At 71.6% G+C, this 25,118-nt stretch carries 25 protein-coding genes; 21 read left to right on the plus strand and 4 right to left on the minus strand.

Going from position 1 to position 25,118, the window contains the following annotated elements:
• Positions 1 to 124 precede the first annotated feature (124 nt).
• The 9 genes from BXA11_RS16450 to BXA11_RS16490 all read left to right on the plus strand — a co-directional run bounded on the left by BXA11_RS16450 (position 125) and on the right by BXA11_RS16490 (position 9,193).
• Complete coding sequence (locus tag BXA11_RS16450; RefSeq protein ID WP_076435429.1) at positions 125 to 1,048, plus strand: EamA family transporter; 924 nt, start codon at positions 125 to 127, stop codon at positions 1,046 to 1,048.
• Positions 1,049 to 1,057: 9 nt separating this feature from the next.
• Complete coding sequence (locus BXA11_RS16455; RefSeq protein ID WP_076435432.1) at positions 1,058 to 1,672, plus strand: GntR family transcriptional regulator; 615 nt, start codon at positions 1,058 to 1,060, stop codon at positions 1,670 to 1,672.
• A gap of 76 nt (positions 1,673 to 1,748) precedes the next feature.
• On the plus strand, positions 1,749 to 2,120 hold the full coding sequence (locus tag BXA11_RS16460; protein ID WP_030510121.1) for a hypothetical protein: 372 nt from the start codon (positions 1,749 to 1,751) through the stop codon (positions 2,118 to 2,120).
• Between the two features lie 528 nt (positions 2,121 to 2,648).
• The gene (locus BXA11_RS16465; protein WP_076435435.1) at positions 2,649 to 4,118 is read left to right on the plus strand and encodes a sugar transferase; all 1,470 of its coding nucleotides are present in this window, start codon (positions 2,649 to 2,651) and stop codon (positions 4,116 to 4,118) included.
• 1 nt (position 4,119) lies between these two features.
• Positions 4,120 to 5,184, plus strand: a complete 1,065-nt coding sequence (locus BXA11_RS16470) for a glucose-1-phosphate thymidylyltransferase (protein ID WP_030510119.1) — start codon at positions 4,120 to 4,122, stop codon at positions 5,182 to 5,184.
• A gap of 92 nt (positions 5,185 to 5,276) precedes the next feature.
• Positions 5,277 to 6,248 carry a dTDP-glucose 4,6-dehydratase gene (gene rfbB / locus BXA11_RS16475; protein WP_030510118.1) on the plus strand — a complete coding sequence of 324 codons (972 nt, stop codon included), beginning with the start codon at positions 5,277 to 5,279 and terminating at the stop codon, positions 6,246 to 6,248.
• A gap of 10 nt (positions 6,249 to 6,258) precedes the next feature.
• A complete protein-coding gene (rfbD, locus tag BXA11_RS16480) occupies positions 6,259 to 7,116 on the plus strand; it encodes a dTDP-4-dehydrorhamnose reductase (RefSeq protein WP_076435436.1) in 858 nt (285 codons plus the stop codon).
• A 114-nt stretch (positions 7,117 to 7,230) separates the two neighbouring features.
• Positions 7,231 to 8,019 carry a WecB/TagA/CpsF family glycosyltransferase gene (locus BXA11_RS16485; protein WP_076435438.1) on the plus strand — a complete coding sequence of 263 codons (789 nt, stop codon included), beginning with the start codon at positions 7,231 to 7,233 and terminating at the stop codon, positions 8,017 to 8,019.
• 4 nt (positions 8,020 to 8,023) lie between these two features.
• On the plus strand, positions 8,024 to 9,193 hold the full coding sequence (locus tag BXA11_RS16490; protein ID WP_143734321.1) for a hypothetical protein: 1,170 nt from the start codon (positions 8,024 to 8,026) through the stop codon (positions 9,191 to 9,193).
• Here BXA11_RS16490 and BXA11_RS16495 read toward each other — a convergent pair.
• Together BXA11_RS16495 and rfbC are read right to left on the minus strand one after the other, a co-directional pair.
• Positions 9,188 to 10,033 (minus strand): glycosyltransferase, encoded by an 846-nt coding sequence (locus BXA11_RS16495; protein ID WP_076435440.1) that lies wholly within the window; start codon positions 10,031 to 10,033, stop codon positions 9,188 to 9,190. The genes BXA11_RS16490 and BXA11_RS16495 overlap by 6 nt on opposite strands.
• A gap of 25 nt (positions 10,034 to 10,058) precedes the next feature.
• Positions 10,059 to 10,625, minus strand: coding sequence for a dTDP-4-dehydrorhamnose 3,5-epimerase (gene rfbC / locus BXA11_RS16500; RefSeq protein WP_076435442.1), 567 nt, complete (start codon positions 10,623 to 10,625; stop codon positions 10,059 to 10,061).
• Between the two features lie 177 nt (positions 10,626 to 10,802).
• Between rfbC and BXA11_RS16505 the strand changes: the two genes are divergently transcribed.
• From BXA11_RS16505 to BXA11_RS16545, 9 genes are all read left to right on the plus strand, one after another.
• Entirely contained in the window at positions 10,803 to 12,017 is a 1,215-nt protein-coding gene (locus BXA11_RS16505) for a class I SAM-dependent methyltransferase (protein WP_076435443.1), read from the plus strand.
• A gap of 245 nt (positions 12,018 to 12,262) precedes the next feature.
• On the plus strand, positions 12,263 to 12,793 hold the full coding sequence (locus BXA11_RS16510; protein WP_239104843.1) for a glycosyltransferase family protein: 531 nt from the start codon (positions 12,263 to 12,265) through the stop codon (positions 12,791 to 12,793).
• Entirely contained in the window at positions 12,790 to 13,437 is a 648-nt protein-coding gene (locus BXA11_RS16515) for a PIG-L deacetylase family protein (RefSeq protein WP_076435447.1), read from the plus strand. The genes BXA11_RS16510 and BXA11_RS16515 overlap by 4 nt, the downstream gene beginning before the upstream one ends.
• Positions 13,437 to 14,456 (plus strand): NAD-dependent epimerase/dehydratase family protein, encoded by a 1,020-nt coding sequence (locus BXA11_RS16520; protein WP_076435448.1) that lies wholly within the window; start codon positions 13,437 to 13,439, stop codon positions 14,454 to 14,456. The genes BXA11_RS16515 and BXA11_RS16520 overlap by 1 nt, the downstream gene beginning before the upstream one ends.
• Positions 14,453 to 15,709: a DUF4910 domain-containing protein gene (locus BXA11_RS16525; protein WP_076435450.1), complete on the plus strand. Its 1,257-nt coding sequence runs from the start codon at positions 14,453 to 14,455 to the stop codon at positions 15,707 to 15,709. Before BXA11_RS16520 ends, BXA11_RS16525 begins: the two co-directional genes overlap by 4 nt.
• A gap of 4 nt (positions 15,710 to 15,713) precedes the next feature.
• Positions 15,714 to 16,721 carry a hypothetical protein gene (locus tag BXA11_RS16530; RefSeq protein WP_076435451.1) on the plus strand — a complete coding sequence of 336 codons (1,008 nt, stop codon included), beginning with the start codon at positions 15,714 to 15,716 and terminating at the stop codon, positions 16,719 to 16,721.
• Positions 16,722 to 16,736: 15 nt separating this feature from the next.
• The gene (locus tag BXA11_RS16535; RefSeq protein ID WP_076435453.1) at positions 16,737 to 18,317 is read left to right on the plus strand and encodes an oligosaccharide flippase family protein; all 1,581 of its coding nucleotides are present in this window, start codon (positions 16,737 to 16,739) and stop codon (positions 18,315 to 18,317) included.
• A 1-nt stretch (position 18,318) separates the two neighbouring features.
• Complete coding sequence (locus tag BXA11_RS16540) at positions 18,319 to 19,206, plus strand: glycosyltransferase family 2 protein (RefSeq protein WP_076435455.1); 888 nt, start codon at positions 18,319 to 18,321, stop codon at positions 19,204 to 19,206.
• A gap of 54 nt (positions 19,207 to 19,260) precedes the next feature.
• Positions 19,261 to 20,115 carry a hypothetical protein gene (locus BXA11_RS16545; RefSeq protein WP_051762090.1) on the plus strand — a complete coding sequence of 285 codons (855 nt, stop codon included), beginning with the start codon at positions 19,261 to 19,263 and terminating at the stop codon, positions 20,113 to 20,115.
• A 21-nt stretch (positions 20,116 to 20,136) separates the two neighbouring features.
• On the opposite strand, the gene BXA11_RS16550 is transcribed toward BXA11_RS16545, so the two are convergent.
• Complete coding sequence (locus BXA11_RS16550; RefSeq protein ID WP_076435456.1) at positions 20,137 to 21,333, minus strand: acyltransferase family protein; 1,197 nt, start codon at positions 21,331 to 21,333, stop codon at positions 20,137 to 20,139.
• A gap of 186 nt (positions 21,334 to 21,519) precedes the next feature.
• On the opposite strand from BXA11_RS16550, the gene BXA11_RS16555 reads away from it, so the two are divergent.
• From BXA11_RS16555 to BXA11_RS16565, 3 genes are read left to right on the plus strand one after another with little or no spacing between them, the layout of a single operon-like run.
• A complete protein-coding gene (locus BXA11_RS16555) occupies positions 21,520 to 22,413 on the plus strand; it encodes a hypothetical protein (protein WP_076435458.1) in 894 nt (297 codons plus the stop codon).
• A 3-nt stretch (positions 22,414 to 22,416) separates the two neighbouring features.
• Positions 22,417 to 23,160: a GumC domain-containing protein gene (locus tag BXA11_RS42145; RefSeq protein ID WP_143734323.1), complete on the plus strand. Its 744-nt coding sequence runs from the start codon at positions 22,417 to 22,419 to the stop codon at positions 23,158 to 23,160.
• A 23-nt stretch (positions 23,161 to 23,183) separates the two neighbouring features.
• Complete coding sequence (locus BXA11_RS16565) at positions 23,184 to 24,578, plus strand: O-antigen ligase family protein (protein ID WP_143734325.1); 1,395 nt, start codon at positions 23,184 to 23,186, stop codon at positions 24,576 to 24,578.
• On the opposite strand, the gene BXA11_RS16570 is transcribed toward BXA11_RS16565, so the two are convergent.
• Entirely contained in the window at positions 24,534 to 25,073 is a 540-nt protein-coding gene (locus tag BXA11_RS16570) for a dTDP-4-dehydrorhamnose 3,5-epimerase family protein (protein WP_231514045.1), read from the minus strand. The two genes, BXA11_RS16565 and BXA11_RS16570, sit on opposite strands and share 45 nt — an antisense overlap.
• Between the last annotated feature and the right edge of the window lie 45 nt (positions 25,074 to 25,118).

Below are 25,118 nucleotides of genomic sequence, written 5' to 3' on the forward strand. Positions count from 1 at the left end.
TCGGTTAGCTGGGCCACCAGGGATCGTTCCTAACGACTTGGGCCACAGCCCCATATCGGGACAGTCTCGACGTTCCGGGGGAAAGTACTTGCCTGGCGCTGTCTAGTTGTCAGACAATCTTGCCATGAACTCCAGATCGGGCCCGCTCGCGGTGGTCGCGGCGGCCGTCCTGTGGGGGACCGCGGGCACCGTGGGCACCCTCGCCGCCGCCGGCTCCGTCTCGCTGGCCGCGGCCCGCCTCGTGCTCGGCGGGGCCCTGCTGGGCGCGTTGGCGCTGGTCAGGCGGCGCCGCGCCTCCGGTGGGAACGTTCCGATGCACCGGTCGCTGATCTTTGGGGCCGCCGCGGTCGCGGCCTACCAGTTGTGCTTCTTCGCCGCGGTCGGCAGGACGGGCGTGGCGATCGGCACGGTCGTGGCCATCGGCAGCGGCCCGGTCTTCACCGGACTCCTGTCCTGGATCGTCGGGCGCGAGCGGCCGAGCGGGCGCTGGGCGCTCGCCACGGCCGCCGCGGTCGCGGGATGCGCGGTGCTCGTCACCGGCGGGAGGGGAACGGGGGGCGTGGACGCCGGAGGCGTCGCGCTCGCCCTCCTCGGCGGGCTCCTCTACGCCTTCTACGCGGTGGTGGCGGCCCGGGCCATCGGCGGGGGCATGGAATCGGGGACCGTCATGGGCGTCATGTTCGGTGGCGCGGCCGTGCTCATGCTGCCGGTCCTCGCGCTGACCGGGCCGGGCTGGCTCGCGCGCCCGGGCGGCCTGCTCACCGCCCTCTACCTCGGCTGCGCCACGACGGGGCTGGCCTATCTCCTGTACGGCCGGGGCCTGCGCACGACGCCCGTCGCCACGGCGGCCACGCTCGCGCTGGCCGAGCCGGCCGTCGCGGCCCTGCTGGGCGTCGTGGCGCTGCGCGAGCACCTGTCCCTCGTCTCGTGGGCCGGTCTGGTGCTGCTCGCCCTCGGGCTGGTCGTGGTGGCGCTGCCCGCCGGGACGCGCCCGCCGGGCACCCCCGCACCCGAGACGCCGAAGGCGCCGGCCCGCGGCCGCCACTAGGCTCGGCACGTGACCACCCTGAGGCCCGTCTCCACCGTCGAGGCGCTCGCCGCCGCGCTGCGCGAGCGGGTGCTGTCCGGGGACATCGAGCCGGGGGCCGCGCTGCCCGAGCAGGAGCTGTCCGCCCGATACGGCGTGGCCCGCCCCACCGTGCGGGAGGCGCTGGCGCTGCTCGTCCACGAGGGACTGCTGCGGCGCGAGCGCAACCGCAGCGCGTACGTCCCGGTGCTCACCTCCGCCGACCTCGCCGACCTCATGTACGTGCGCGCGCCGCTGGAGGAACTGATGGCGCAGGCCGTCGCGGGCCGCCGGGTGGCGGCGGCGGAGGAGGCGCTGGACCGCCTGTCCGGCCTGCCGGCCGGCGCGCCCTGGGCGGCCGTGGTGGCCGAGCACATGGCGCTGCACGAGGCGCTCGTCGCCGCCGCCGGAAGCCCCCGCCTGGAGCGCCTGTACGCCACGCTCGCGGCCGAGACGCGGCTCGGGCTGGTCGGGCTCAGGCACTCCTACGAGGATCCCCACGAGCTCGCCGCGGAGCACGCCGCGCTGCTGCGCCTCATCGCCGAGGGGCCGGCGGACGCGGCCGTCCACGCGATGCGCGAGCACCTGCGGTGGCGGCACGCCTGAGCCCGGAGGCGCTCCGGGCGGCCGGAGATCCGGATTCCCTTGCACGGCCCCGCTTCAAGTCGTCACAATCGCGCCCATGCACGGCAACCCTGTGCCGGACACCTATGTGTACGTCACCGAAGAAGGCGTGACACGTCACTACGCCGACGGCAGCGTCGAGGCCCTCGCTTGGGAGGACGTGGTCGAGGTCCGCGTCGGCGGCCATGACGACCAGGATCCGCCCGGCCAGCCGGAGGACGTCTTCATCGTCCTGCTGGACCGTGAGGGCGAGGGCTGCGTGGTGCCGCACTCGGCGACGGACGCGAGCTTCCTGTCCCGGTTGCGCTACCTGCCGGACTTCGACCTCGAACGCCTGAGCACGGCGGTCGCGAGCGCGCGCTCGGACTACGTCGTCGTGTGGCGCAGCCCGGAACCGCCCTCCCCGTTGCCGGACCTGGAATACGACTAGAGGCCGGCGGGCGCCGCGCCGTCCCGTGAATCGTTTCGCGCTGAGGCGGACTTCCGCACTCCTCCGGATGTAGTTCGGTGAGTTCCCGGGCCGGCGTGGGCCTTCCAATCGGCATCGCATTCCGGCATGTTTGAATCGGAAAGTAAGGTCGGGTGCGATTATGGAGTTGATTCGACCAAACGGTATTTCCGAGGCGTATAGGGGTAGGTATTCGCGGGATCTGCGGGCCTGCCGCGCCTCTTCGCGGTTGTATGAGTTCGCCATGTAGGTACGTTATGTATCGGCATGTATTGCCGGTATATGTCGTGCTGAGGGCCGGTCGTGCCATCTTGGACCGTTCCCGTCAAGCCCTCCAGGTGGGGTCATTGCGACCAATTGTGGACAGGAGGCTTACGTTCCCTACCGGGCGGTCGCTGTCTAACATCATCCTCGTGCGGGCACGCCCTCAAATGGGTGAGTCGTGGGTCAACCTTTGGGACGCGAGGGGCGTCAATCACCTGGACGGTCCGACTACCTAGGCGCGGTGAGATGGAATCGCAAACGGAGTTGGCGCAATCGGGGGTGTTTCCCCGCGAAGTCCATGTGCGGCTGCCGGTGAACGTGTCGACGAGCTCCTATTCGAAGGTCCTCCTGGTGGGAGACCTGCTCTGCGCTGTCGTCGCCCTCGCCGGCGTCGAGCTCACGCGGCTGTGGTTCGGCGCCTTCATCCCCGTGTACGACCTCGCGTTCGGCGTGACCCTGACGATCTCCTGGCCGCTGGTCGTGGGCGTCGCCGGCGGCTACCGCACGCGTGCCCACGGCGAGGGGACGGAGGAGTTCCGCTCGGTCGCCCAGGCGGGTCTGGGCCTCATCGCGGCGGTCGCGATCGGGGCGTACCTCACGCAGACGAACGTCGCCCGCAGCTACGTCATGGCGATGCTGCCGCTCGCCACGGTGCTGACGCTGCTGATCCGGCACCGCCTGCGCAAGCGGCTGCACCGGCTGCGCATGAAGGGCCGGTACATGCGGCCCGTCGTGGCGGTGGGGCACCGGCAGTCCATCCACGAACTGGTGTTGCAGCTCAGGCGGCAGCCGTACCACGGCATGCGGGTGGTGGCCGCCTGCCTGCCGAGCGCGCAGTACCGCAGGCAGCGCTCCCACATCGACGGTGTGCCCGTGCTCGGAGACTTCCGGGACGTGCCCACGGTGGTCGACAAGGTCGACGCCGAGGCGGTCGCGGTCCTCGCGTGTCCCGAACTCCACGGCGCCGCACTGCGCCGACTCGCCTGGGGGATCGAGTCGCGGGGGACCGACCTGTTCGTCGCTCCCGCGCTGATGGACGTCGCGGGGCCGCGCATCAGCGTCCGCCCGGTCGCGGGGATGCCGCTGCTGCACGTCGAGCACCCCGATCTCCAGGGCTCCAGGCGCCTCGTCAAGAACGGCTTCGACAGGATCGTGGCGGCCGCGTTCCTGCTCGTCCTGCTCTTCCCGATGCTGGCCATCGCGGCGGTGGTGCGCGCCACCAGCCCCGGCCCCGCCCTGTTCCGGCAGACCAGGATCGGCCGGTACGGCCGCGAGTTCCACATGCTCAAGTTCCGGACCATGGTCGTGGACGCCGAGCGGCTCAAGCCGGTTCTGGCCGCATCCAACGATTCGGACGGCGTGTTGTTCAAAATTCGGAACGATCCACGGATCACCCGCGTGGGCCTGATGCTGCGCCGCTACTCGCTGGACGAGTTGCCCCAGCTCCTCAACGTGCTGCGCGGCGAGATGTCGCTCGTCGGGCCGCGCCCGCCGCTGCCCGCCGAGGTCGAGCGGTACGGCACGGACGTGCACCGGCGCCTGGTCGTACGGCCGGGCATGACCGGGCTGTGGCAGGTGAGCGGCAGGTCGGACCTGTCCTGGGAGGAGTCAGTCCGGCTGGACCTGCGGTACGTGGAGAACTGGTCGCTCCTGCTGGACCTGCAGATCCTGTGGAAGACGTGGTCCGCGGTCACCGGCGGCAGGGGGGCCTACTGACATGAAGGCCCTCGTGCTCGCGGGCGGGTCCGGCACCCGGCTGCGGCCCATCACCCACACCCGCGCGAAGCAACTGGTCCCGGTGGCCAACAAGCCCGTCCTGTTCTACGGCCTCGAGTCGATCGCAGCGGCCGGCGTCAGCGAGGTCGGCATCGTCGTGGGCGACACCCAGGACGAGATCGAGGCGGCGGTGGGCGACGGGTCCCGGTTCGGCCTGCAGGCGAGCTACCTCAGGCAGGAGGCGCCGCTGGGGCTGGCGCACGCCGTCCTGATCGCCCGCGACTACCTCGGCGACGACGACTTCGTCATGTATCTGGGCGACAACTTCATCGTGGGCGGCATCGAGAGCCTGGTCGGACGCTTCCGGGAGCGGCGGCCCAGTGCGCAGATCATGCTGACCCGGGTGTCCGATCCCCGCCAGTTCGGCGTCGCGGAACTGGCCGGCGACGGCCGGGTCGTCGGCCTCGAGGAGAAGCCGCGCGAGCCGAAGAGCGACCTCGCCCTGGTCGGCGTCTATCTGTTCACCCCGGCGATCCACGACGCCGTGGCGGAGCTCAAACCGTCCTGGCGGGGGGAGCTGGAGATCACCGACGCCATCCAGTGGCTCATCGACGCCGGCCACGAGGTCGAGCCCGCCGTAATCTCGGGATACTGGAAGGACACCGGGAACGTCGCCGACATGCTCGAGGTGAACCGGCTGGTGCTGGAATCCCTGGAGCGCCGTGTCGACGGCGACACCGAGGACTGCGAGCTCATCGGGCGGGTCGTGGTGGAGGCCGGCGCCTCGGTGCGCCGCTCCCGCATCGTCGGCCCGGTGGTCGTCGGTTCGGGGACCGTGATCGACCGTTCGTACGTCGGCCCGTTCACGTCGATCGGTGCCGACTGTGTGGTGAGCGGCAGCGAGATCGAGTATTCGATCGTGCTCGCCCGTTCGTCCATCGAGGGGGTCCGGCGGATCGAGGCGTCGCTGATCGGCCACGACGTGGAGATCACGCCGGCGCCGGACACGCCGAAGGCCCATCGGCTGGTGCTGGGGGACCACAGCAGGGTCCAGATCAGTTCCTGACCGCCGCACAGTTTCCGACCGCCGCCGCTCTCCCGGCCCGTCCGGCACAAGCCCTTTCCCGTCCCGAGCTCGAAGACAGGTGTGGTTCTTCTGTGAAGTTACTGGTCACCGGCGGCGCCGGCTTCATCGGCTCCCACTACGTCCGTACGGTTCTCACGGGCGGATACCCGGCCTTCGCCGGGGCGTCCGTCACGGTGCTCGACCGGCTCACATACGCGGGCAGCCTCGCCAACCTCGCCCCGGTGGAGGGGCGGTACGACTTCGTCCACGGCGACGTGTGCGACGCGGGCCTGCTCGGCGAGGTGGTGCCGGGCCACGACGTGGTGATCCACTTCGCGGCCGAGTCCCACGTCGACCGGTCGATCGACGGTGCGGCCGACTTCGTGCGGACCAACGTGCTGGGCACGCAGACGGTCATGGACGCGTGCCTGGCCGCCGGGGTGCGGCGCGTCGTCCATGTATCGACCGACGAGGTGTACGGGTCGATCGAGACGGGGTCGTGGGACGAGAACGCGCCGCTCGCGCCGCGCTCGCCCTACGCCGCCTCGAAGGCGGGCGGCGACATGATCGCTCGCGCGTACGCGGTCACCCACGGGCTGCCGGTCTCCGTCACGCGGTGCGGGAACAACTACGGGCCGTACCAGTACCCGGAGAAGGTCGTCCCGCTGTTCATCACCAATTTGATCGAGGGCAGGCCCGTTCCCCTGTACGGCGACGGCGGAAACGTCCGCGACTGGATCCACGTCTCCGACCACTGCCGGGCCATCCAGCTCGTCGCCGAGGTGGGCGGGCCGGGGGAGGTCTACCATGTGGCCGGCACGGCCGAGCTGACCAACCTGGAGCTCACGCGGCGCCTGCTCGACCTGCTCGGCGCCTCACCCGACCTCGTCAGACGGGTGGAGGACCGCAAGGGGCACGACCGCCGCTACTCCCTCGACGACCGGAAGCTGCGCGCCCTCGGTTACGCCCCCCAGGTGTCCTTCGACGAGGGCCTGGAGTCGACCGTGCGGTGGTACGCCGACAACCCGTCGTGGTGGAAACCGCTGCGGGCGGAGGCCCGGTGACGGCGACGCCATGAGGTGGCTGGTCACGGGCGCCGCGGGCATGCTCGGCGCCGAACTCACCACGCTGCTGGCCGGCGAGGGCGAGGACGTCGCCGCGCTGTCCCGTCGGGACCTCGACCTGTGCGACCCGGCGGCCGTCCGGGCGGCGGTCCGTACGGAGAAACCGGACGTCGTGGTGAACTGTGCGGCCTGGACGGCCGTGGACGAGGCGGAGACCCGCGAGCGGGAGGCGCTGGCGGTCAACGGCCACGCCGTGCCACCGCTCGCCGCCGCGTGCGCCGGCCACGGCGCGACGCTCGTCCACCTGTCGACCGACTACGTGTTCGACGGCACGGCGCGGACGCCGTACGCCGAGGACGAGCCGGTCAACCCGGTCAACGCGTACGGGCGGACCAAGGCGGCGGGGGAACGGGCCGCCCTGCGGCACGGCGGCTACGTCGTCCGCACCGCCTGGTTGTACGGCGCGCACGGGCCGAACTTCGCCAAGACGATGATCAGGCTCGCCGCCGGGGGCGACCCGGTGCGCGTGGTGGACGACCAGCACGGCCAGCCCACCTGGACGGGCGACCTGGCGGCCCAGATCGTGCGGCTGGTGCGCGCGAGCCCGCCCCCCGGCGTCTACCACGGGACGAACGCGGGCCGGACGACGTGGTACGGCTACGCCCGGGAGATCTTCCGCCTGCTCGGCGACGACCCGGACCGCGTCAGGCCCACGAGCAGCAGGGACTTCCCTCGCCCGGCCCGGCGCCCCGCGTACGGCGTCCTCGGGCACGAGGCATGGGGGAGGGCGGGGCTGGCCCCGATGCGGGACTGGCGCGAGGCACTGCGCGACGCCTGGCCCCGGCTCGCCGGCTCCGGCGGGTTGTGACGTTCGCGGGCGTCCGCGCGATAACCCATGGACGGCTATCCCGTGGCGCATTCATGGACGGTGGGGATTCGTGGACGGATCGGTGGCGCACGACGCGGACGGGACTGTCCCCCGATGACGGCGCCGGGACGGGCACACAGGCGGTCGGTGCTGGGCACGACGCTGGACGCGCTGACCATGCGGCAGGTCGTCGCCGCCTGCGTGGAGGCGGTGGACGGCGGCGGGCGGCTCGACATCGGCGTGGTTAACGCCGCGAAGATCGTCACCATGCGCAGGGACCCCGAGCTGCGGCGGTCGGTGCTCGACTGCGACCTCGTCCTCGCCGACGGGCAGGCCGTCGTGTGGGCCGCGTGCCTGCTGGGCCACCGGCTGCCGGAACGCGTGGCCGGGATCGACCTGTTCACGGAGCTGCTGGCCGAGGGGGAGCGGCGCGGATACCGGCCGTACTTCCTCGGGGCCACGCCGGAGGTGCTCGCCCTGCTGATCGAGCGGGTACGGCGCGACTTCCCCGGCCTGCGGATCGCCGGGTACCGCGACGGCTACTTCCCGGCCGAGGAGTCCGCGCGGGTGGCGGAGGAGATCGCGCTGTCCGGAGCCGACCTGCTGTTCCTCGGCATGACCTCGCCGAAGAAGGAGATCTTCGTCCGCGACTGGGGTGAGGCCACCGGGGCCAAGGTCGTGCACGGGGTGGGCGGCGCCTTCGACGTGCTGTCCGGACGCACCCGCCGGGCGCCGCGCGCCTGGCAGCGCCTCGGGTTCGAGTGGTTGTACCGCCTGCTGCAGGAGCCGGCGCGCCTCGGCCCCCGATATCTGAAGACCAACGGGAGGTTCCTCCTCCTCGTGGCCGCGGGATTGATCCGTGACCGCGGCCGTCTCGCGAGTTCCGCCGATTCTCTGGAGTGACAACGTGACGCAGCACCGCAGAATCGCCCTGCTGGGCCCGGGCGCGCCGGCCGGCCTGCTGCCGGCCATGGTGGACCTGGCGGTGCGCGGACTGCCGCCCGGCTACGTAGACGGGGAGTTCGTGTTCACCCGCAGGGGCGTGCGGCGGCCCGACGGCACGTGGGACGCCGTCGCGGAGGGCCGCAGCGTGCGTTATTCGGCGATCGTCGCGCTCGGCGTGGCCACGCTCCCGGAGGAGCGGCAGCGAGCCGCGCTCGCCGGTGACACCGCGGCCGACCTGGCCGGGCGACTCGTCGGACGGCTCCCTGGCGTACGCGGGCTCGGCGACGCGGCCCTGATCTGCTGGGCGGCGGCGGAGACGGGACATCCGGGGCTGGACGAGGCGCTGCGGCACCTGGCCGGGATCGACCGGCTCGCCTCCTCGGGTCAGGTGTACACGGTCGAGGCCGCGTGGGAGCTCGCCGCGCTCGTGGCCGCCAGGACGAGGCTGGGAGCGAGCTCCGAGCTGGACGGCAGGCTGGAACGCGCCCGGGCCGGGCTGCTCGGCGGCCTGGCGTCCGGCCGCCTCTACCGGCACGTGCTCGGTCCGTCGTCCGGGCCGCTCGTGCCGTGGTACCGGGCGCACGTCGGCTGCTTCGCCGACCAGGTGTACCCGCTGCAGGCGCTGGCGCGGCTGCACGCCGCCGTCGGGGACGCCGACGCCCTGGCCGCCGCGGAACAGGTGGCCGCGGGGATCTGCGCCGCCCAGGGCGCCGAGGGCCAGTGGTGGTGGCATTACGACGCCCGCACCGGCGCCGTGGTCGAGGGATATCCCGTCTACAGCGTCCACCAGCTCGCGATGGCCCCGATGGCCCTGCTCGACCTCGCCGACGCCGGGGGCACGGCCTACCTGGACGAGATCGGCGAGGGCGTGCGCTGGATGAGCGAGCGGCCCGAGTCCGGCGAGTCGCTCATCGACGAGCGGCTGAGCCTCACCTGGCGGAAGGCGGCCAGGGCGGACCCGAAGAAGCTGGTGCGCGGTCTGCGCGCGGTGGCCACCCGCACCCGTCCGGCGGCCCGGCTCGCCACCCTCGACCGGTTCTACCCGCCGGTCGCCGTCGACCGCGAATGCCGGCCCTACGAGCTGGGCTGGCTCCTGTACGCATGGCTGTTCGAGCTGCCGCGTCCGTCATGATCCCGGCGCCCGGCTGCTCTCGTCGCGCAGCCAGGTCGTGTAGTCGCCCGCCCGTACGGCGCGGCGCGCCCTGCGCCGCGCCAGCACGGTGACGGAGGCGAAGACGGCCGCCGCCGGGAGCAGCCACGGCTCCCGTGCGGCGATGCGGACCAGGTCGCCCAGGCTCGTGCGCGCGGACGGCCCGCCCGGACCGGTCTCGCGCTCCAGCTCGCTCACGCTGGTCGCCGCACGGACGCGGCGGCGCAGCAGGTCGGCGAACGTGCGGGGGGTCTGGATCCCGGCCCGCGCCTCCGCCACGACCGTCCGCTCGTCCTCGCCGAACGCCAGGGAGGCGGCCAGGTCGTCGGCCATGACCGGCGGGAGCGCGCGGATCCGGTCGTTGCCCGCCTCGGTGACCGCGATGACCCCGCGGCCGAACAGCCCCGTGCGCACGTGCGGCAAACGGGTCCAGATCGCGTAGTACGCGCGGACGGCCCAGGGCCGTCCGGCAAGCGCCAGATCGCGCTCGGGCGCCGCCGCGAGCAGCGTGCCCGGCCCGCCGAGACGGGCCACGAGCGCGCGTACGCCCGCGGTGCTCACGGTGACGTCGGCGTCCACGTAGAGCCGGGGAAAGCCGCGGGCCTCCCGGTCGCCGAGACGCAGCGCCTCGCGTTTGGAGGGCACCGGCGTGCTGAGCACGCGCACTCCGTGCGCCCGCGCGACCGACTCGGTCTCGTCGGTGCACCCGTTGGCGACGACCACGACGTCGAACTCGCCCGGCCGGGCGTCGCCCAGCAGCCCGGAGAGCAGACGACCGAGGACCGGAGCCTCGTTGTGCGCGGGGATCACGACGCTGGTCACACGAGCAGTATGGGCCTCCTCCGCGTCAGGAGGCCCGATATCTCGGGAGGATCCCGGAATCCAGCGCCTCGCTCAGCGTGGGCGCCGCGGCGTCCTTGCCCGACAGGACCGGCTCACCGTCGAGCCGCCAGTCGACGCCGATCTCCGGGTCGAGCGGGTGCACGCCGTGCTCGCGCCCCGGCGCGTACGGCTGGGAGCACAGGTAGAGTACCGTGGCCTGCTCGCTGAGGACGGCGAACGCGTGGCCGAGGCCCTCCGACACGTACACCGCGCGCCGGGACACGTCGTCGAGGACGAGCCCCTCCCACGTGCCGAAGGTGGGCGAGCCCACCCGCAGGTCCACCACGACGTCGAGCACCGCCCCGGAGACGCAGGTCACGTATTTGGCCTGGCCGGGCGGTACGTCCGCGAAATGGACGCCGCGCAGCACGCCGCGCCGGGAAACCGAGCAGTTGGCCTGGGCCAGCTCCATGCCGTGCCCGATCGCCTCGCGTAACTCCCCCGCCCTGAAACATTCGAGGAAGTCGCCCCGGATGTCGCTGTGGATTCGTGGGGTGAAGCTCCACGCCCCCTCGATACTCATCCGCTCCATGGCCGGAATCATGACACAGGCGTCTTGTAACGCTCACGGTCCATCGCCCGACTTATGACTGTCGGACTCCGGTGCTGGGAGGGAAATGCCAGCTCAGTTTCTGTCGGTTACGCCTGCCCGGAATTCATCCGGAGAACGGCCGATGCGAAGTTCTCCGCACGGTCGGAGGAGGTTCTGATGACGACGTGCCGGCTGTGCGGGTCCGCGAGCCTCGTCGGCGTGGTCGACCTCGGCGCGACGCCGCCGTGCGAGCGGTTCCTCGGCGCGGAGCAGCTCGACGAGCCGGAGACGACCTATCCGCTGCATCTGCGGGTGTGCACCGACTGCTGGCTGGCCCAGATCCCCGCGCTCATCACGCCGCAGGACACCTTCACCGAGTACGCCTACTACTCGTCGTACTCCACCTCGTGGGTGGAGCACGCGCGGCGGTTCGTGGCGGACGCGGCCGAGCGGCTGCGCCCCCGGTTCGTGGTCGAGGTGGCGAGCAACGACGGCTACCTGCTGCGGCACGTCGTGGAACGCGACATTCGGTGCCTCGGCATCGAACCGTCGGTGAACGTCGGCCAGGCGGCCAGGGACAACGGGGTCCCGACGCTCACGGCGTTCCTCGGACCGGAGACGGGCGCCGCCGTACGGGCCGAGCACGGGCCCGCCGACCTCGTCGTGGCCAACAACGTGTACGCGCACATCCCCGACGTCATCGGCTTCACCAAGGGGCTGCGCGCGCTCCTGGACGACCGGGGCTGGGTCTCCATCGAGGTGCAGCACCTGCTCACGCTCATGGAGCTCAACCAGTACGACACGATCTACCACGAGCACTTCCAGTACTACACGGTCGCCTCGGCCGAGCGGGCGCTGGCGAGCGGCGGGCTCGCCCTGGTGGACGTCGAGCTGCTGCCGACCCACGGCGGATCGATCCGGCTGTGGGCCCGCCCGGCGGAGCTCGGCGCGGAGCCGGGCCCGCGCGTGGCCGAGGTGCTGGCGGCGGAGAAGGCCGCCGGGCTGCACGAGCTGTCCGGCTACGCGCAGTTCGCCGAGCGGGTGGCGCGGGTCCGGCGGGAGCTGCTGACCTTCCTCCTCGACGCGGCCGCGCAGGGCAGAACGGTCGTGGGCTACGGCGCCCCCGGCAAGGGAAACACCCTGCTCAACCACTGCGGCATCCGTCCCGACCTGCTGCGTTACACGGTGGACCGGAACCCCTACAAGCACGGACGGTTCACTCCCGGCGCGCGGATCCCCGTCCTCCCACCGGAGCAGATCGCCGCCGATCGCCCCGACTACGTGCTGGTGCTCCCCTGGAACCTGAGGGAGGAGTTGACCGCCCAGCTCTCGTACGTACGCGAGTGGGGAGGCCGGCTGGTCTTCCCGATCCCCAGTCTGGAGATCGTGTGAAAGTCGTCCTCTTCTGCGGAGGCCGGGGCACCAGGATGCGCAGCGACCTTCCCGGCGGGGACATCCCCAAACCCATGCAGCTCGTCGGCCCTCGTCCGCTGCTCTGGCATGTGATGCGGTATTACGCGCACTTCGGACATCGGGATTTCATCCTTTGTCTCGGATATGGCGCGCAACATATCAAGAGTTTTTTCCTGAACTATCAGGAAACGGCGTCCAACGATTTCGTCCTGCGTAACGGCCGCGTGGACCTGTTGTCCACCGACATCTCCGACTGGTCGATCTCCCTCGTGGACACCGGGGTCGATTCGCCCATCGGGGAGCGGCTTCGCCGGGTACGCCCCTATCTTGAGGGCGATGAGATCTTTCTGGCGAACTACGCGGACGTGCTCACCGACGCGCCGCTGTCCGACATCGTCGAGCGGTTCCGCGCCGCGGACGCCGGGGCGTCGATGATGGTGGTCCCGCCGTCCAACACCTTCCACTGCGTGGATGTGGGCGAGGACGGCAGGGTCGGCTCGATCACGGCGGTCAGCGAGATGCCGCTGTGGGTCAACGGCGGCTTCTTCGTGCTCCGCCAGGAGGTCTTCGACCACATCCCCGTGAACGGCGACCTCGTGGCCGACGGCTGCGCCGAGCTGGCCAAGCGGGGCCGGCTGCTCGCCTACCCCCACCGCGGCTACTGGCGGCCGAGCGACACCGTCAACCAGCGGCTGGAGCTGGACCAGGCGTGGGCGCGCGGCGACCGGCCGTGGGCGCTGTGGGAGTACGTGTGATCGGGCTGCGGCCCGGCCGCGTGCGCAGGATCGCGGCACTCGCGGCGCACTGCGACGACATCGCGATCGGGGCGGGCGGCACGCTGCTGACCGTCTGCGCCGCGCACCCCGGCGTCCGCGTGGACGCCCTGGTGCTGTCCGGCGGCGGCACCGAGAGGGAGGACGAGGAACGGGCCGCGCTCGCCGCCTTCTGCCCCGGCGCCGACCTGCGGCTGACCGTGCTGAAGCTGCCCGACGGGCGGCTGCCCGCCCACTGGGACGAGGCCAAGAACGCCGTCGAGGAGCTGCGCGCGGCGGGCGACCCCGACCTGGTCGTCGCCCCCCACCGGGGCGACCTGCACCAGGATCACCGGGGCCTCGCCGAACTGGTGCCGACCGCGTTCCGCGACCACCTGGTCCTGGGCTACGAGATCGTCAAGTGGGACGGCGACCTCGGCCGGCCGGCGGTCTACCAGCCGCTCACCCCCGCAGCGGCGGAGGAGAAGGTCGCCCTGCTGCAGAGCCACTACCCCTCACAGCGGCACCGCCCCTGGTACGACCCGGAGGCCTTCCTCGGCCTCGCCCGCATCCGCGGCATCGAGTGCCACGCGCGGTACGCCGAGGCCTTTCACGTGGACAAGCTCACCCTCGACCTGGAGAACTGATGCGGCTACTGCTGACCGGACACCAGGGCTATCTCGGCACGGTCATGGCCCCGGTGCTCGCCGAGGCCGGCCACGAGGTGGTCGGTCTCGACTCGGGGCTGTTCGCCGACTGCGTGCTCGGCCCCCCGCCCGCCGACCCCGAGACGTACGCGGTGGACCTGCGGGACGTCCGGCCCGAGCACGTGGCGGGGTTCGACGCCGTCGTCCACCTCGCCGCGCTGTCCAACGACCCGCTCGGCTCGCTGGCCCCCGAGCTGACCTACGACATCAACCACCACGCCTCCTCGCGCCTGGCCCGGCTCGCCAGGGACGCCGGCGTGCGCCGGTTCCTGTACGCGTCGACCTGCTCGGTGTACGGCGCGTCGGGCGGCGACGACCTGCTGGACGAGGACGCGCCGCTCCGGCCGGTGACCCCGTACGCGGAGTCGAAGGTCCGGGTGGAGGACGACCTGACCGCTCTGGCGGACGACGACTTCACCCCCGTCTTCATGCGCAACGCGACGGCCTTCGGCTTCTCGCCGAGGCTGCGGGCCGACATCGTGCTCAACAACCTGGTCGGCCACGCGTGCCTGTCGGGGGAGGTGCGCGTGCTGTCGGACGGCACGCCCTGGCGCCCGCTGGTCCACGCCCGCGACATCGCGGAGGCGTTCGCCGCCGCGCTGGCCGCGCCCAGGGAGGCGGTGCACGCGAAGGCGTTCAACGTGGGCACCGAGCGCAACAACCTGACCGTCGCGGAGATCGCGGCCGAGGTCGTCGAGGCCGTGCCCGGCGCCACGCTCGTGATCACCGGCGAGGCGGGCGCCGACCCGCGCTCCTACCGCGTGGACTTCTCCCGTATCAGGGCCGCCCTCCCCGGGTACGAGGCCCGCTGGTCGGTCAAGGACGGCGCGGTGGAACTGGTCGACGCCTACCGCGAGTACGGGCTGACCAAGGAGGACTTCGAGCGCCGCTTCACCCGGCTCGCCCGCCTGTCCGACCGGCGGGAGGCCGGGGCCGTCGACTCCTCGCTGCGCCCATGAGCGAGATGCACGCGCTGGTCAGGCGGCTCTACCCGCTGTGCCGCAGCATCACCGGATCCGGCCTGCGGCGCACCCTGGAGATCATCGGCGAGTCGATCCCGCTGGAGATCAGCGAGGTGCCCACGGGCACCCAGGTCCTCGACTGGACCATTCCCAAGGAATGGAACATCCGCGACGCCTACATCAAGGACTCCTCCGGGACCCGGATCGTCGACTTCGCGGCGTCCAACCTGCACGTGGTCGGCTACAGCGTGCCGGTGTCGGCGACCATGACCCTGGAGGAGCTCCGCCCCCACCTGCACACGCTTCCCGGCCGGCCCGGCCTGGTGCCGTACCGCACCAGTTACTACGCCGAGACGTGGGGGTTCTGCCTCAGCGAGGAGACGCTGGCGGGGATGGGACCGGGGCCGTACGAGGTGCGGATCGACTCGACGCTCGCCGACGGGCACCTGACGTACGGCGAGCATGTGATCCCGGGCCGCAGCGCGGAAGAGGTCCTGGTCTCGTGTCATGTCTGCCATCCCTCGCTCGCCAACGACAACCTGGCAGGCGTCGCCGTGGCGACCCGGCTGGCGCGGCTGCTGGCGCGGGAGGAGCGGCACTACACCTACCGCTTCCTGTTCGCGCCCGGAACCATCGGCTCCATCGCCTGGCTGGCGCGCAACCGGGACCGGGCCGGCCGGATCAGGCACGGGATCGTGCTCGCCTGCGCGGGAGACCGGGGACCGATCACCTACAAGCGCAGCCGGCGGGGGGACGCCGAGATCGACCGGGTCCTCGCCCACGTCCTGCGGGACCGCCCGCACACGCTGGTGGACTTCTCCCCCTACGGCTACGACGAGCGGCAGTACTGCTCGCCCGGGTTCGACCTGCCGGTCGGCTGCCTGACCAGGACCCCGTACGCCGGCTATCCGGAGTACCACACTTCGGCGGACGACCCGGACTTCGTCACAGAGGAGGCGATGCTGGACACGCTGGACACCTGTGTGCGGGCCTTCGAGGTGCTGGAGCGCAACCGCACCTACGTGAACCTCAGCCCGTACGGCGAGCCCCAGCTGGGCAGGCGCGGCCTGTACGAGTCGCTCGGCGGGCGCAGCGACACGAAACAGGCGCAGATGGCGATGTTGTGGGTGCTGAACCAGTCCGACGGCGCCCACAGCCTGCTCGACATCTCGGAACGTTCTGGACTGCCGTTCGACGTGGTGGCGGACGCGGCTCAGGCTCTGCTGGTCGCGGGACTCGTGAAGGAGTGACCGGATGACGCAGTTCGAGGCCTCCGCACGACCGAAGGCCCTCGGCCTCACGGTCGGCGAGGTGGTGGAGGTCCGCAGCGTCGAGGAGATCATTGCCACACTCGACGAGAAGGGCGAGCTCGAGGGCCTGCCTTTCATGCCGGAGATGCTGTCGTTCTGCGGGCGGCGGATGACGGTGCACAAGGTGGCGCACAAGCTGTGCGACACGCTGACCGGTACGGGCATGCGGCGGATGCGGGACGCCGTGCACCTGACCGGGGCGCGCTGCGACGGCTCGGCCCACGGCGGCTGCCAGACCGCGTGCTCGCTGTACTGGAAGGAGGCCTGGCTCAAACGGGTGGACCCGGGCCCGCCCGTGCCCGACGCCGCGCCCGCGCCCGCGCGCAGGCTTCCCCTGCTTGAGATCAACTCGCGCAGGGAACCGGCGGTGGACGGCGAGGTCCGATACCGCTGCCAGGCGACCGAGTTGCTGCGCGCCGCGCCCGAGCGCCTGCCCTTCAGGGACCTCGGCCAGTACGTCACGGACGTCCGGGTGGGCAACGCCGGCGTCCTGGCCACCCTCCGCACGATCTTCTTCGGGCTGTTCAACCGATTACAGAGGGCGAGCCGCAGGCTGCCCCGCCGGCTGCGGTTCAGGGACGGCATGGCATGGGGCTTCGTGGCGCCAGGCCGGAACACCACGACCCCGACCGAGCTGAGCGACCTGCAACCGGGCGAGCTCGTGCGGGTCAAGTCGCGGGAGGCGATCGTCGCCACGCTCGACACGAAGCGGCTCAACCGCGGCATGGGGTTCGAGGAGGAGATGGCGCGGTATTGCGGACACGTGGGCCGGGTCGCCGCGCGCGTGGAACGATGCATCGACGAGAGGACCGGGCGGATGCTGCAGATGAAGAACCCCTGCATCATCCTCGACGGCGTCGTCTGCGCGGGTGTGTACAAGGCCAACTGCCCACGGGCGTTCGTGCCGTTCTGGCGGGAGATCTGGCTGGAGCGGGTCACCGAGGAGAACTAGGGATCGGGAGAGCCGATGCGAGAAAGCCAGGACGCGGAGCCAGAGGAGTTAGAGGAGCCAGAGGAGCCGGAGGAGCCGGCCGGGCCGCCGGACGGCGAGGCCGGCCACCTCCGGGAGATCGGCCGCAAGGCCGGACGCGGGCTCGGCTGGAGCCTGCTGGGCACCTTGGCGACCCGGGCGGGATCGTTTCTCATGGGCCTCGTCCTGGCCCGTCTGCTGTCCCCTGAGGACTTCGGCATCTACGCGGTCGCGCTGGCCGCGACCCAGTTCGTCATGGTCGTCAAAGACATCGGCGTCATGGCGGCGGTCGTGCAGTGGCGGGGCAGGCTGGAGGACGTCGCGCCGACCGCCACCACCCTCTCGATGATCTCCGCCCTCACCCTGTACGGCGCGTTCTACGTGGGCGCGCCGTACTTCTCCAGCCTCGCGGGGAGCGAGGAGGCCACCCCGGTCGTCCGGCTCCTCACCGCGGTCATCCTCATCGAGGCCGTCACCGCGGTGCGCAGCGCCACACTGCTGCGCAGGTTCCACGTGGGCAAGAGCGCCAAGGCGATCCTGGCGGGGTTCCTGGTGAATGCCCCGGTGGCGATCGCGCTCGCCGCCGAGGGCGCCGGGCCGTACAGCTTCGCCTGGGGACAGGTGGCCGGCGCCGTGGTCACCGGCGTGTTCATGCTCGCCTACGCCCGGCTGCCCTGGCGTCTGGGATTCGACCGGGGCGTCGCCAAGAAGCTGCTGTGGTTCGGCATCCCCTCCGCGGCGGGCATCGCCCTGGAAATCGTGCTGCTCAACGTCGGCTACATCATCGTCGGCGCCATCATGGGGCCCGACTGGCTGGGCTTCTACCTGATGGCCTTCAACGTGTCGAGCTGGGTGCCCGGACTGATCGGCACCGCGATCCGTTCGGTGTCCATCGCCGGCTTCTCGCGTCTCGCCGAGCGTGACGAGCAGTCGCTGTCGCTCGGCGTGCAGAAGTCGGTGCCGATGCTGATCACCGCGATCCTGCCACTGGCCGTGGCCATGGCGGTGCTCGCTCATCCGCTCATCTACTTCCTGTACGGCGAGAAGTGGGGACAGGCGGCCGGCGTCCTGCGGTTCCTCGCGGTGCTGATGGTGGTGCGCATGCTGACCTCCTTCGCCCTGGACATCCTCAACGGGCAGGGCGCCACGCGCTCGACCGTCTGGATGAACCTGGGGTACGGCGTGGCCCTGATCCCCGCGGTGATCGTGGGCACGCACCTCGACGGCATCCGGGGCGCGGCCGTCGGCCAGGCGGCGGCCGCGTTGCTGGTGGCCCTTCCGCTCGCGATGCTCGCCGTGCAGCGCACCGGGGTGCGGCTGCGCCCGATCCTGCCCCAGCTGGTACGGCCGTTCGCCGGAGCCGCGGTGTCGTTCGCGGTCACCGTGGGCCTTGCCACGCTTACCGGAGGCAGCCAGTTCCTCCAGCTCGTCGTCGGAGGCGCCGGAGGGCTGCTGGTCTACGTGCTGATCGTGGTGCCGCTGCACCAGATGAGAACGGTGGGCGGCCACATGATGGAGCGGCTGCCCGCCGGTCACCGGCATCCGGTGCCGGTCGAGGCGACGGCGAAGGAGCGCTGAGGTGGCGGATTCACGGAGACTCGTCTCCATCGGCATACCGGTCCGCAACGGCGCCGACCGGCTGGAGGAGGCCGTGCGGTCCGTCCTCGCCCAGGACCACGAACGGCTTGAGGTCGTCATCTCGGACAACGCGTCCACGGACGGCACGGAGGAGCTGTGCCGGCGGCTCGCCCGGGAGGATTCCCGGGTCGTCTACCACCGCCAGCCCCGCAACATCGGCATCGTCGGCAACTTCACCGAGGTGCTGCGGCTGGCGCGGGGCGAGTTCTTCCGCTGGATGGGCGACGACGACCATCTCGAGCCCCACTGTGTGTCCCGCTCGCTCGAGCCGTTGCTGACCGACGAGCGGCTCATCCTGGTGACCTCGGACACGGCGTACACCAGCCCGGACGGCTCGGTGCACCGGCCGTCCTACCAGGGCACGGGGATGCTCTCCGGCGACCCCGTCGAGCGGCTGGCGGAACTGTGGGACGCGGTCACCACCGAGCACATGCTCCTCGACCCGTTGTACGGCGTGATGCGGCGCGAGGCGGTGACGGGCATCCGCAGGCCGGTGATGATCCGCGAGGACGAGGTGTACGCCACCATGCTCGCCCTGACCGGGCCGTGGGGCCACGTCCCCGAGGTGCTGGCCCACCGCAACCTGCGCTGGAAGCGGCTGCCGCACATCGCCCGGGCCCTCGGCGTGCCGGTGTGGACCGCGCACTTCGCCAACACGCTCCAGTTCCGCGCGATGTACCGGGCGCTGCGCGCCGTGGACCTCACCCCCGAGCAGCGCCGCCGGGGCCGGGCCGTGCTGGCCCGCATCTACGGGCGCCGCCAGCGCCAGGTGCTGGCCCACCGCGGCCGCAAGCTCACCGGTCTCGCCGTTCGCCTCCTGGGAGGCTGACCCGCGGGCACGGCGGCCGCAATCCAACCACACCAGAAGAAAGGCCGACCCACTATGACGTCCTCGCCGCGAAGCGGGTTCGACCGCACCGCGATACGCCTCGTCCGGGTGCTGATGCAGCCCGGACGGGCGGTCGTCGCCGTCATGCGCCGCCTGCCCTTCGGCTCGTACGAGCTGCGCTGCGCTCTCGACCTGTTCCCCCGGCCGCACTACGCCTACGGGGTCCAGCAGGCGGCCGAACTGGCCAGGAGGCTCGGCGTCGACCGCATCAGCGTGGTCGAGTTCGGCGTCGCGGGCGGCGCGGGCCTGGTCGAGATGTGCCGCCAGGCACGGCTGGCCACCGCCGCCACCGGCGTGCGGATCGACGTGTACGGCTTCGACACGGGAGAGGGCCTGCCGAAGCCGACCGACTACCGCGACCTGCCCTACATCTGGCGCGAGGGCGACTTCAGCATGGACGTCGAGGCCCTGCACGCGCGCCTGCCCGAGGCCCACCTGGTCCTCGGGAACATCACGGACACCGTGGCGGAATTCCTGGACGACAGGCGGCCCGCGCCGATCGGTTTCGTCTCCGTCGACGTGGACTTCTACTCGTCCACGGCCGCCGCGCTGCGGATCTTCGCCGGCGACCACAAGTATTTCCTGCCCCGCGTCTTCTGCTATCTGGACGACACCGTCGGCGACGACGACCAGATCCTGCACAACGACTACGTCGGCGAGCTGCGGGCCATCAGGGAGTTCAACGAGGCCAACGAGACTCTGAAGATCGCCCCGATCAACGGCCTGCGCCACAAGCGGGCCGTGCCCGCGCCGTGGAACGACAACATCGTCGCGCTGCACCGCTTCGACCACCCCGACTACGGCCGGTACGTCGGCCGCCCCGACAGCCAGACCGAGCTGCCCCTCTAGACCGGAGGAATCGGGCGGCGGCTACCGCCGGAGGACCGCCGCCCGCAGCGCGCCCCAGCCGCGGTGGCGCTGGAACGGCAGCTCGAAGACCGACGCGAACAGCCACGCCGCGAGCAGCGCGAGCGGCACGGTCAGCACGAGGGTGGCCAGGAACATCGTCACGCCCGGGGTGAGCCGGGGGGCGAGGACCATGCGGTTCACCACCACCACGATCGGCGCGTGGATGAGGTAGAGGCTGTAGGAGAACGAGCCGAGCCGGCGCAGCGCCCGTGTGTCGAGCAGGCGCACGAGGGGCCGGGGCCGACCGGCCGCCACGGAGGCGAGCAGCAGCCCGGCCGCCGGGCCGACGGCCAGATCGACCCAGAAGTAGTGGTCGACCGTCCACTCCGGACCACGCGCGACGATCAGCAGGACGACGGGTGCCGCGGCGCCCAGCGCCAGCCAGGGGAGACGCGACGGCCACGGCGACGCCTCCCGGTGCGCGGTCCCGGGCGCCGTGATGCCCGGCGTCGTGCCGGCCGCCACTCCCGCGGCCACTCCCGCGGCGACCGCGCCGATCGCGAAGAGCACCGCGAACTGCGGGGTCAGCCGCATGAACAGGTCCACCGCGGGGACGCTCGGCGCGAGCAGCCCGATGAGGGCCACGACGACGGTCAGCACGGCGAGCAGGACGGCCGCGCCGGCTCGGCGCAGCACGAGGAGCATCAGCGGGAACACGACGTAGAGCTGCGCCTCCACCGCGATGGACCAGAAGGCGCCGTTGGGACTCGGCGAGCCGAACAGGTCCTGGACCAGCAGGCCGTAGACGACGACGGACTTCACGGTCGGACTGCCCTGCCCGGGCTGGGGGATCAGCGTCCACGCGACCACGAGGCTGAACAGCAGGGCCGCCCAGTAGGGCGGGAGGATGCGCCAGGCCCGCCGGTAGGCGAACCGGCGCAGGCCGTTCAGCCGCCAGCCCGACCTCGCCGGCGAGACCGCCAGCGAGAACCCCGACAGGACGATGAACATCACCACCGCGAGGTGTCCGTAGACGAGCCAACCGGCCCACGCGGGGCCCGTGTCGGCGGGGAACCCCGGGAAGGACAGCAGCCAGCAGTGGTGCAGTACCACGAACAGGGCCGCGATCCCGCGGATCCCGTCGAGGCCCGGCAGGCGCGCGGGCGCGCGTGCCGCCCGGGTGGACGGGGCCGTCGCCTGACCCGCAGTGGACTCCATCCGCCGCACTCCCGTCGTCGCCCGCACCGGTCGCCGCAACGTATATCGGGGGGATCCCGCCGAATGTAACCACCCGGTGCGGGACGTCGGAACGTTGTAACGTGACAGCCGCGCGTGACGATGTATCCAAGCAGGGTCCGGACGCCTGCTGGCAGGCCGACGGCACTGGACAGGCCGGGGGGATACGTGGAGTTCTGGACGACGACCGCCGGTCTCCTACGGAAATGGTCGATCGGGCTCCCTCTGCTGGCGATCTCCATCCTGGCCGGCACGGTCACCTTCGTCATCGCCCCGACGCGTTACGAGGCGGACACCTCGCTGGTGCTGGCGACGCCCGTCAACGGCGGCGTCTACTCCCGGGACCCGAACCGCCCCCTGCCCCGGGGCAACCCGCTCCTGCAGTTCAACGATGCGCTGAAGACGGCCGCGAGCATCGTCATCCAGTCCATGAACACGCAGGACGTGTGGACGCAGCTCGGCGCGCCCAAGGACGGGCCCACGACGATCACGATCGACGACGGGCGAAGCAACCCCCGGGTTCTGGACATCAGCGGGCCGTACATCTACATCCACGTCGTGGCGCCGTCCCCGGCGGTCGCCTCCAGCGTTCTGACGAAGGCGCAGCGGCGGGTCCGCGACGAGCTGACCGGGTGGCAGCAGACGCTCGGCGCCCCGCCCTCGACCTATCTCACGGTCGCCAACATCGTGCCGGCCTCCAAGCCGGAGGCCATGATGTCCACGCGGTGGCAGCTCGCGGCCGGCGTCGGCCTTCTGGTCGCCTGCGCGGGTCTCGGCCTGGCCTACGCTCTGACGCGCAGAGGCGAGCTCCCGCTGCTCCGCAACGCCCCGCCACCCCCGCGCGAGCCCGCGCCGTCCGCCGCCGCGCGCCCGGCGGTTCCCGTCGCTCCCGCCGTCTCGGCGTACGAGGACGAGGACGTGGTCCTGTGGGACACCCAGGAGATCGTCGTCGTGACGGAGCCGGTGAAGGGGCAGGACGCGGCCGAGGCGCTGCGCGCCGACGACGACCGTCGCTTCGCGAGTGTGACCAGAGACGCGCGCACGGACGACGACAAGGACTGACGCATGGACTTCTGGGCGACGGTCCTCGTCCTGTTCCGGCGGTGGTACGTCACCTTCCCCGTCTTCGTGCTCGTGCTCGCGGGGGCGGCCGGCGTCTACGTCATGTTCCCGAAGACCTTCGTGTGCTCCTCGAGTCTTGTGCTGACCGTCCCCCGCGACGGGGGAAGCCTGCCCGCGGACCCCAAGTTCCCCAACCCCGTGACGAATCCGCTGGTCAACGTCGACAGCGGGCTGGGCCTTTCCGCCTCGATCCTCATCCAGGGCCTCAGCTCGGCCGAGGTCGCGCAGAAGGTGGGGGTGACGCCCGGCGGACGGACCACGTTCAAGGTCAGCAACGGCACGACCAACCCCGAACTGATGATCACCTTGCCGTTCGTCGTCATCTCCGCGGAGGCCCCGACGGCGCAGGAGGCCCATGACGTGGTGGCGCGGCTCGGCCGGATCGCCCAGGACAAGCTGGTCGAGCAGCAGCGGGCGCTGGGCGCGCCACGGGCCACCTATCTCAGGGCGTTCGAGGTCGTGCCGCCGACCACCCCCGAGGAGAAGACGGGGAGCAGGCTGCGGGCGGCGTGCGTCGCGCTGGCGATGGGCCTGTTCCTGAGCATGGCCGCCGCCTTCGCCGTCGAAAGCTGGGCGCGGTCGCGCCGCGCCCGCCGCTCCGGCGCCGCGAAGCCCCAGCCGTCCCTCAACGGATCCGCCTATCCAGCCGGCGCGCGGACGGAGTCGGCGCCGCTGCTCCGGCGCTGACAGCCGTGACCATCGGGAGTCTCGTGAGGATCGACAGCTCGCTGCCCGGATCGCGCCGGCGTGCCGACGGCGCGACGCTCGTCTGCCTGTTCGTGCTCTCCCTGCTGCTCATCCCGGCCCGGCTGGTCCTGCGCGGGCTGCCGATGTCGCTGACGCTCGCCGACGTCATCGCCCTCCTGCTCCTCCTCGTTTGGCTCCTGGCACAGTTCACGACCACCCTCGGTGCGGCCAAGGGCGCCACCCCCGCCCGCACCGCGATCTTCGCGTACGGAATGGCGTTCCTGACCTGCTACGGCTTCGCCAGCCTCGGATACCTGCCCTCGGACGAGCTCAACCTGGCGGACCACTCCCTGGTGCTGTTCGCCGGGTACGTCGGGCTCGTGCTCATGATGTGCGACGGCGTCAGGGGACGGGATCGGCTCGACTTCGTGCTCAAGACGGTCGTGGTGGCCGGCGCGATCGTGTCGGTCGTCGCCACGTGTCAGTACCTGCTGGAGTTCGACCCCACGACCTACATGTCCCTTCCCGGGTTCCGGCACACCTCGGTCGAGGGCACCGAGACCGTGATGTCGCGGGCTGACCTGCGCAGGGTCGCCGCGACGCTGGGCCACCCGATCGAGTTCGGCGTCTTCTGCTCGATGGTCCTGCCGTTCGCGGCGCACTTCGCGCTGCAGGCGCGCGACCGGGGCGAGCCGTGGCGGCGCTGGTGGCTGTGCGCGGCCCTGATCGCGGCCGGGCTGATGTTCTCGGTCTCCAGGTCGGCCGTGCTCGGGATGGTCGTGGTCGGCGCGGTGCTGTTCACCGGCTGGCCGCTCAAGCGCTGCCTGGTGAGCCTGGGGGCGCTCGCCGTGTTCCTCGGCGTGATGAAGGTGGCGGCCCCCGGACTGCTCGGCACCTTCTACAACCTGTTCGCGAACGCCGGCTCCGACGACAGCATCCTCTACCGCACGCACGACTATCCGTTCGCGCTGACCGAGGTCTCCAAGCATCCGGTCTTCGGCCGGGGCATCGGGACCTGGTATCCCTACAAGCACCAGGTGTTCGACAACCAGTACCTGCTCTCGCTGGTGGAGACCGGTGTGGTCGGCGTGGTGGCCTTCGTCGGCGTCATCGTCTGCGGGGTGGTCGTCGCGTTGCGCGCCCGGCGGCTCAGCGGCGATCCGCACGTCCGCAACCTGGCCCTGACCATCGCCGCCTGCCTGCTGGTTCCGCTCGTCGGCGCGGCCACGTTCGACCTGCTGTCCTATCCCGGCGTCACCAGCCTGATGTTCCTGTTGATCGGGGCCGCGGGCGCGCTGCTGCGCGCGCTGAAGGCCGAGAACGCCGCCCCGGCCCCCGCCCCGACCCCGGCGGCTGAGCCGGCGCGTGCCGGGCTACGCCCCGAGGCGGTCGCGCAGCTCGGCCCAGGACCCGGCTGACAGGTCCCGGCCGCTGATCGCGCCGACCGGCAGCGGCCACGGAAGCGCGAGATCCGGGTCGTCGTACCGCACGGCGAGATCCTCCGACGGGTCGTGCTCCCGGTCGATGCGATAGCACACGTCGGCCTCGGTCAGCGCCTGGTAACCGTGCAGGAGCCCCGGGGGCACGTACAGATGGGCGAACGTCTCGTCGTCGAGCAGCACCGGCAGGTGGTGGCCGAAGGTCGGCGAGCCGGGCCTGGCGTCCACCAGCACGTCCAGGACGGCGCCTCGGGCGCAGCGGACGAGCTTGGCCTCACCACGCCCCGAACGGCCGTGCATGCCGCGGACGGTTCCCTTGCGGGAGCGTGACTGGCTGTCCTGGATGAAGGCGGCGGGGTCGAGCCCGTGCTCGGCGGCGACGGCCGCGTCGAAGGTCCGGGTGAAGAAGCCGCGCTCGTCGTGGTGGGGCGTGGGGACGAACAGCAGCACGCCCTCCAGGGCGAGTCGCGTCACTTTCACATGTCTGTAGTCGCGGCGGACGGGCCGGCCGTTACGCCG

It is taken from the genome of Microbispora rosea, from assembly GCF_900156315.1.
Taxonomy (GTDB): domain Bacteria; phylum Actinomycetota; class Actinomycetes; order Streptosporangiales; family Streptosporangiaceae; genus Microbispora; species Microbispora rosea.

Coding starts and splice junctions, on each gene's coding strand:
- BXA11_RS16505 (WP_076435443.1), top strand. CDS start 10,803: ATGACGACGTGCCGGCTGTGCGGGTCCGCGAGCCTCGTCGGCGTGGTC.
- BXA11_RS16550 (WP_076435456.1), bottom strand. CDS start 21,333: ATGGAGTCCACTGCGGGTCAGGCGACGGCCCCGTCCACCCGGGCGGCA.
- BXA11_RS16470 (WP_030510119.1), top strand. CDS start 4,120: ATGAAGGCCCTCGTGCTCGCGGGCGGGTCCGGCACCCGGCTGCGGCCC.
- BXA11_RS16450 (WP_076435429.1), top strand. CDS start 125: ATGAACTCCAGATCGGGCCCGCTCGCGGTGGTCGCGGCGGCCGTCCTG.
- BXA11_RS16520 (WP_076435448.1), top strand. CDS start 13,437: ATGCGGCTACTGCTGACCGGACACCAGGGCTATCTCGGCACGGTCATG.
- BXA11_RS16530 (WP_076435451.1), top strand. CDS start 15,714: ATGACGCAGTTCGAGGCCTCCGCACGACCGAAGGCCCTCGGCCTCACG.
- rfbC (WP_076435442.1), bottom strand. CDS start 10,625: ATGGAGCGGATGAGTATCGAGGGGGCGTGGAGCTTCACCCCACGAATC.
- BXA11_RS42145 (WP_143734323.1), top strand. CDS start 22,417: ATGGACTTCTGGGCGACGGTCCTCGTCCTGTTCCGGCGGTGGTACGTC.
- BXA11_RS16545 (WP_051762090.1), top strand. CDS start 19,261: ATGACGTCCTCGCCGCGAAGCGGGTTCGACCGCACCGCGATACGCCTC.
- BXA11_RS16485 (WP_076435438.1), top strand. CDS start 7,231: ATGACGGCGCCGGGACGGGCACACAGGCGGTCGGTGCTGGGCACGACG.
- BXA11_RS16535 (WP_076435453.1), top strand. CDS start 16,737: ATGCGAGAAAGCCAGGACGCGGAGCCAGAGGAGTTAGAGGAGCCAGAG.
- BXA11_RS16525 (WP_076435450.1), top strand. CDS start 14,453: ATGAGCGAGATGCACGCGCTGGTCAGGCGGCTCTACCCGCTGTGCCGC.
- BXA11_RS16460 (WP_030510121.1), top strand. CDS start 1,749: ATGCACGGCAACCCTGTGCCGGACACCTATGTGTACGTCACCGAAGAA.
- BXA11_RS16465 (WP_076435435.1), top strand. CDS start 2,649: ATGGAATCGCAAACGGAGTTGGCGCAATCGGGGGTGTTTCCCCGCGAA.
- rfbD (WP_076435436.1), top strand. CDS start 6,259: ATGAGGTGGCTGGTCACGGGCGCCGCGGGCATGCTCGGCGCCGAACTC.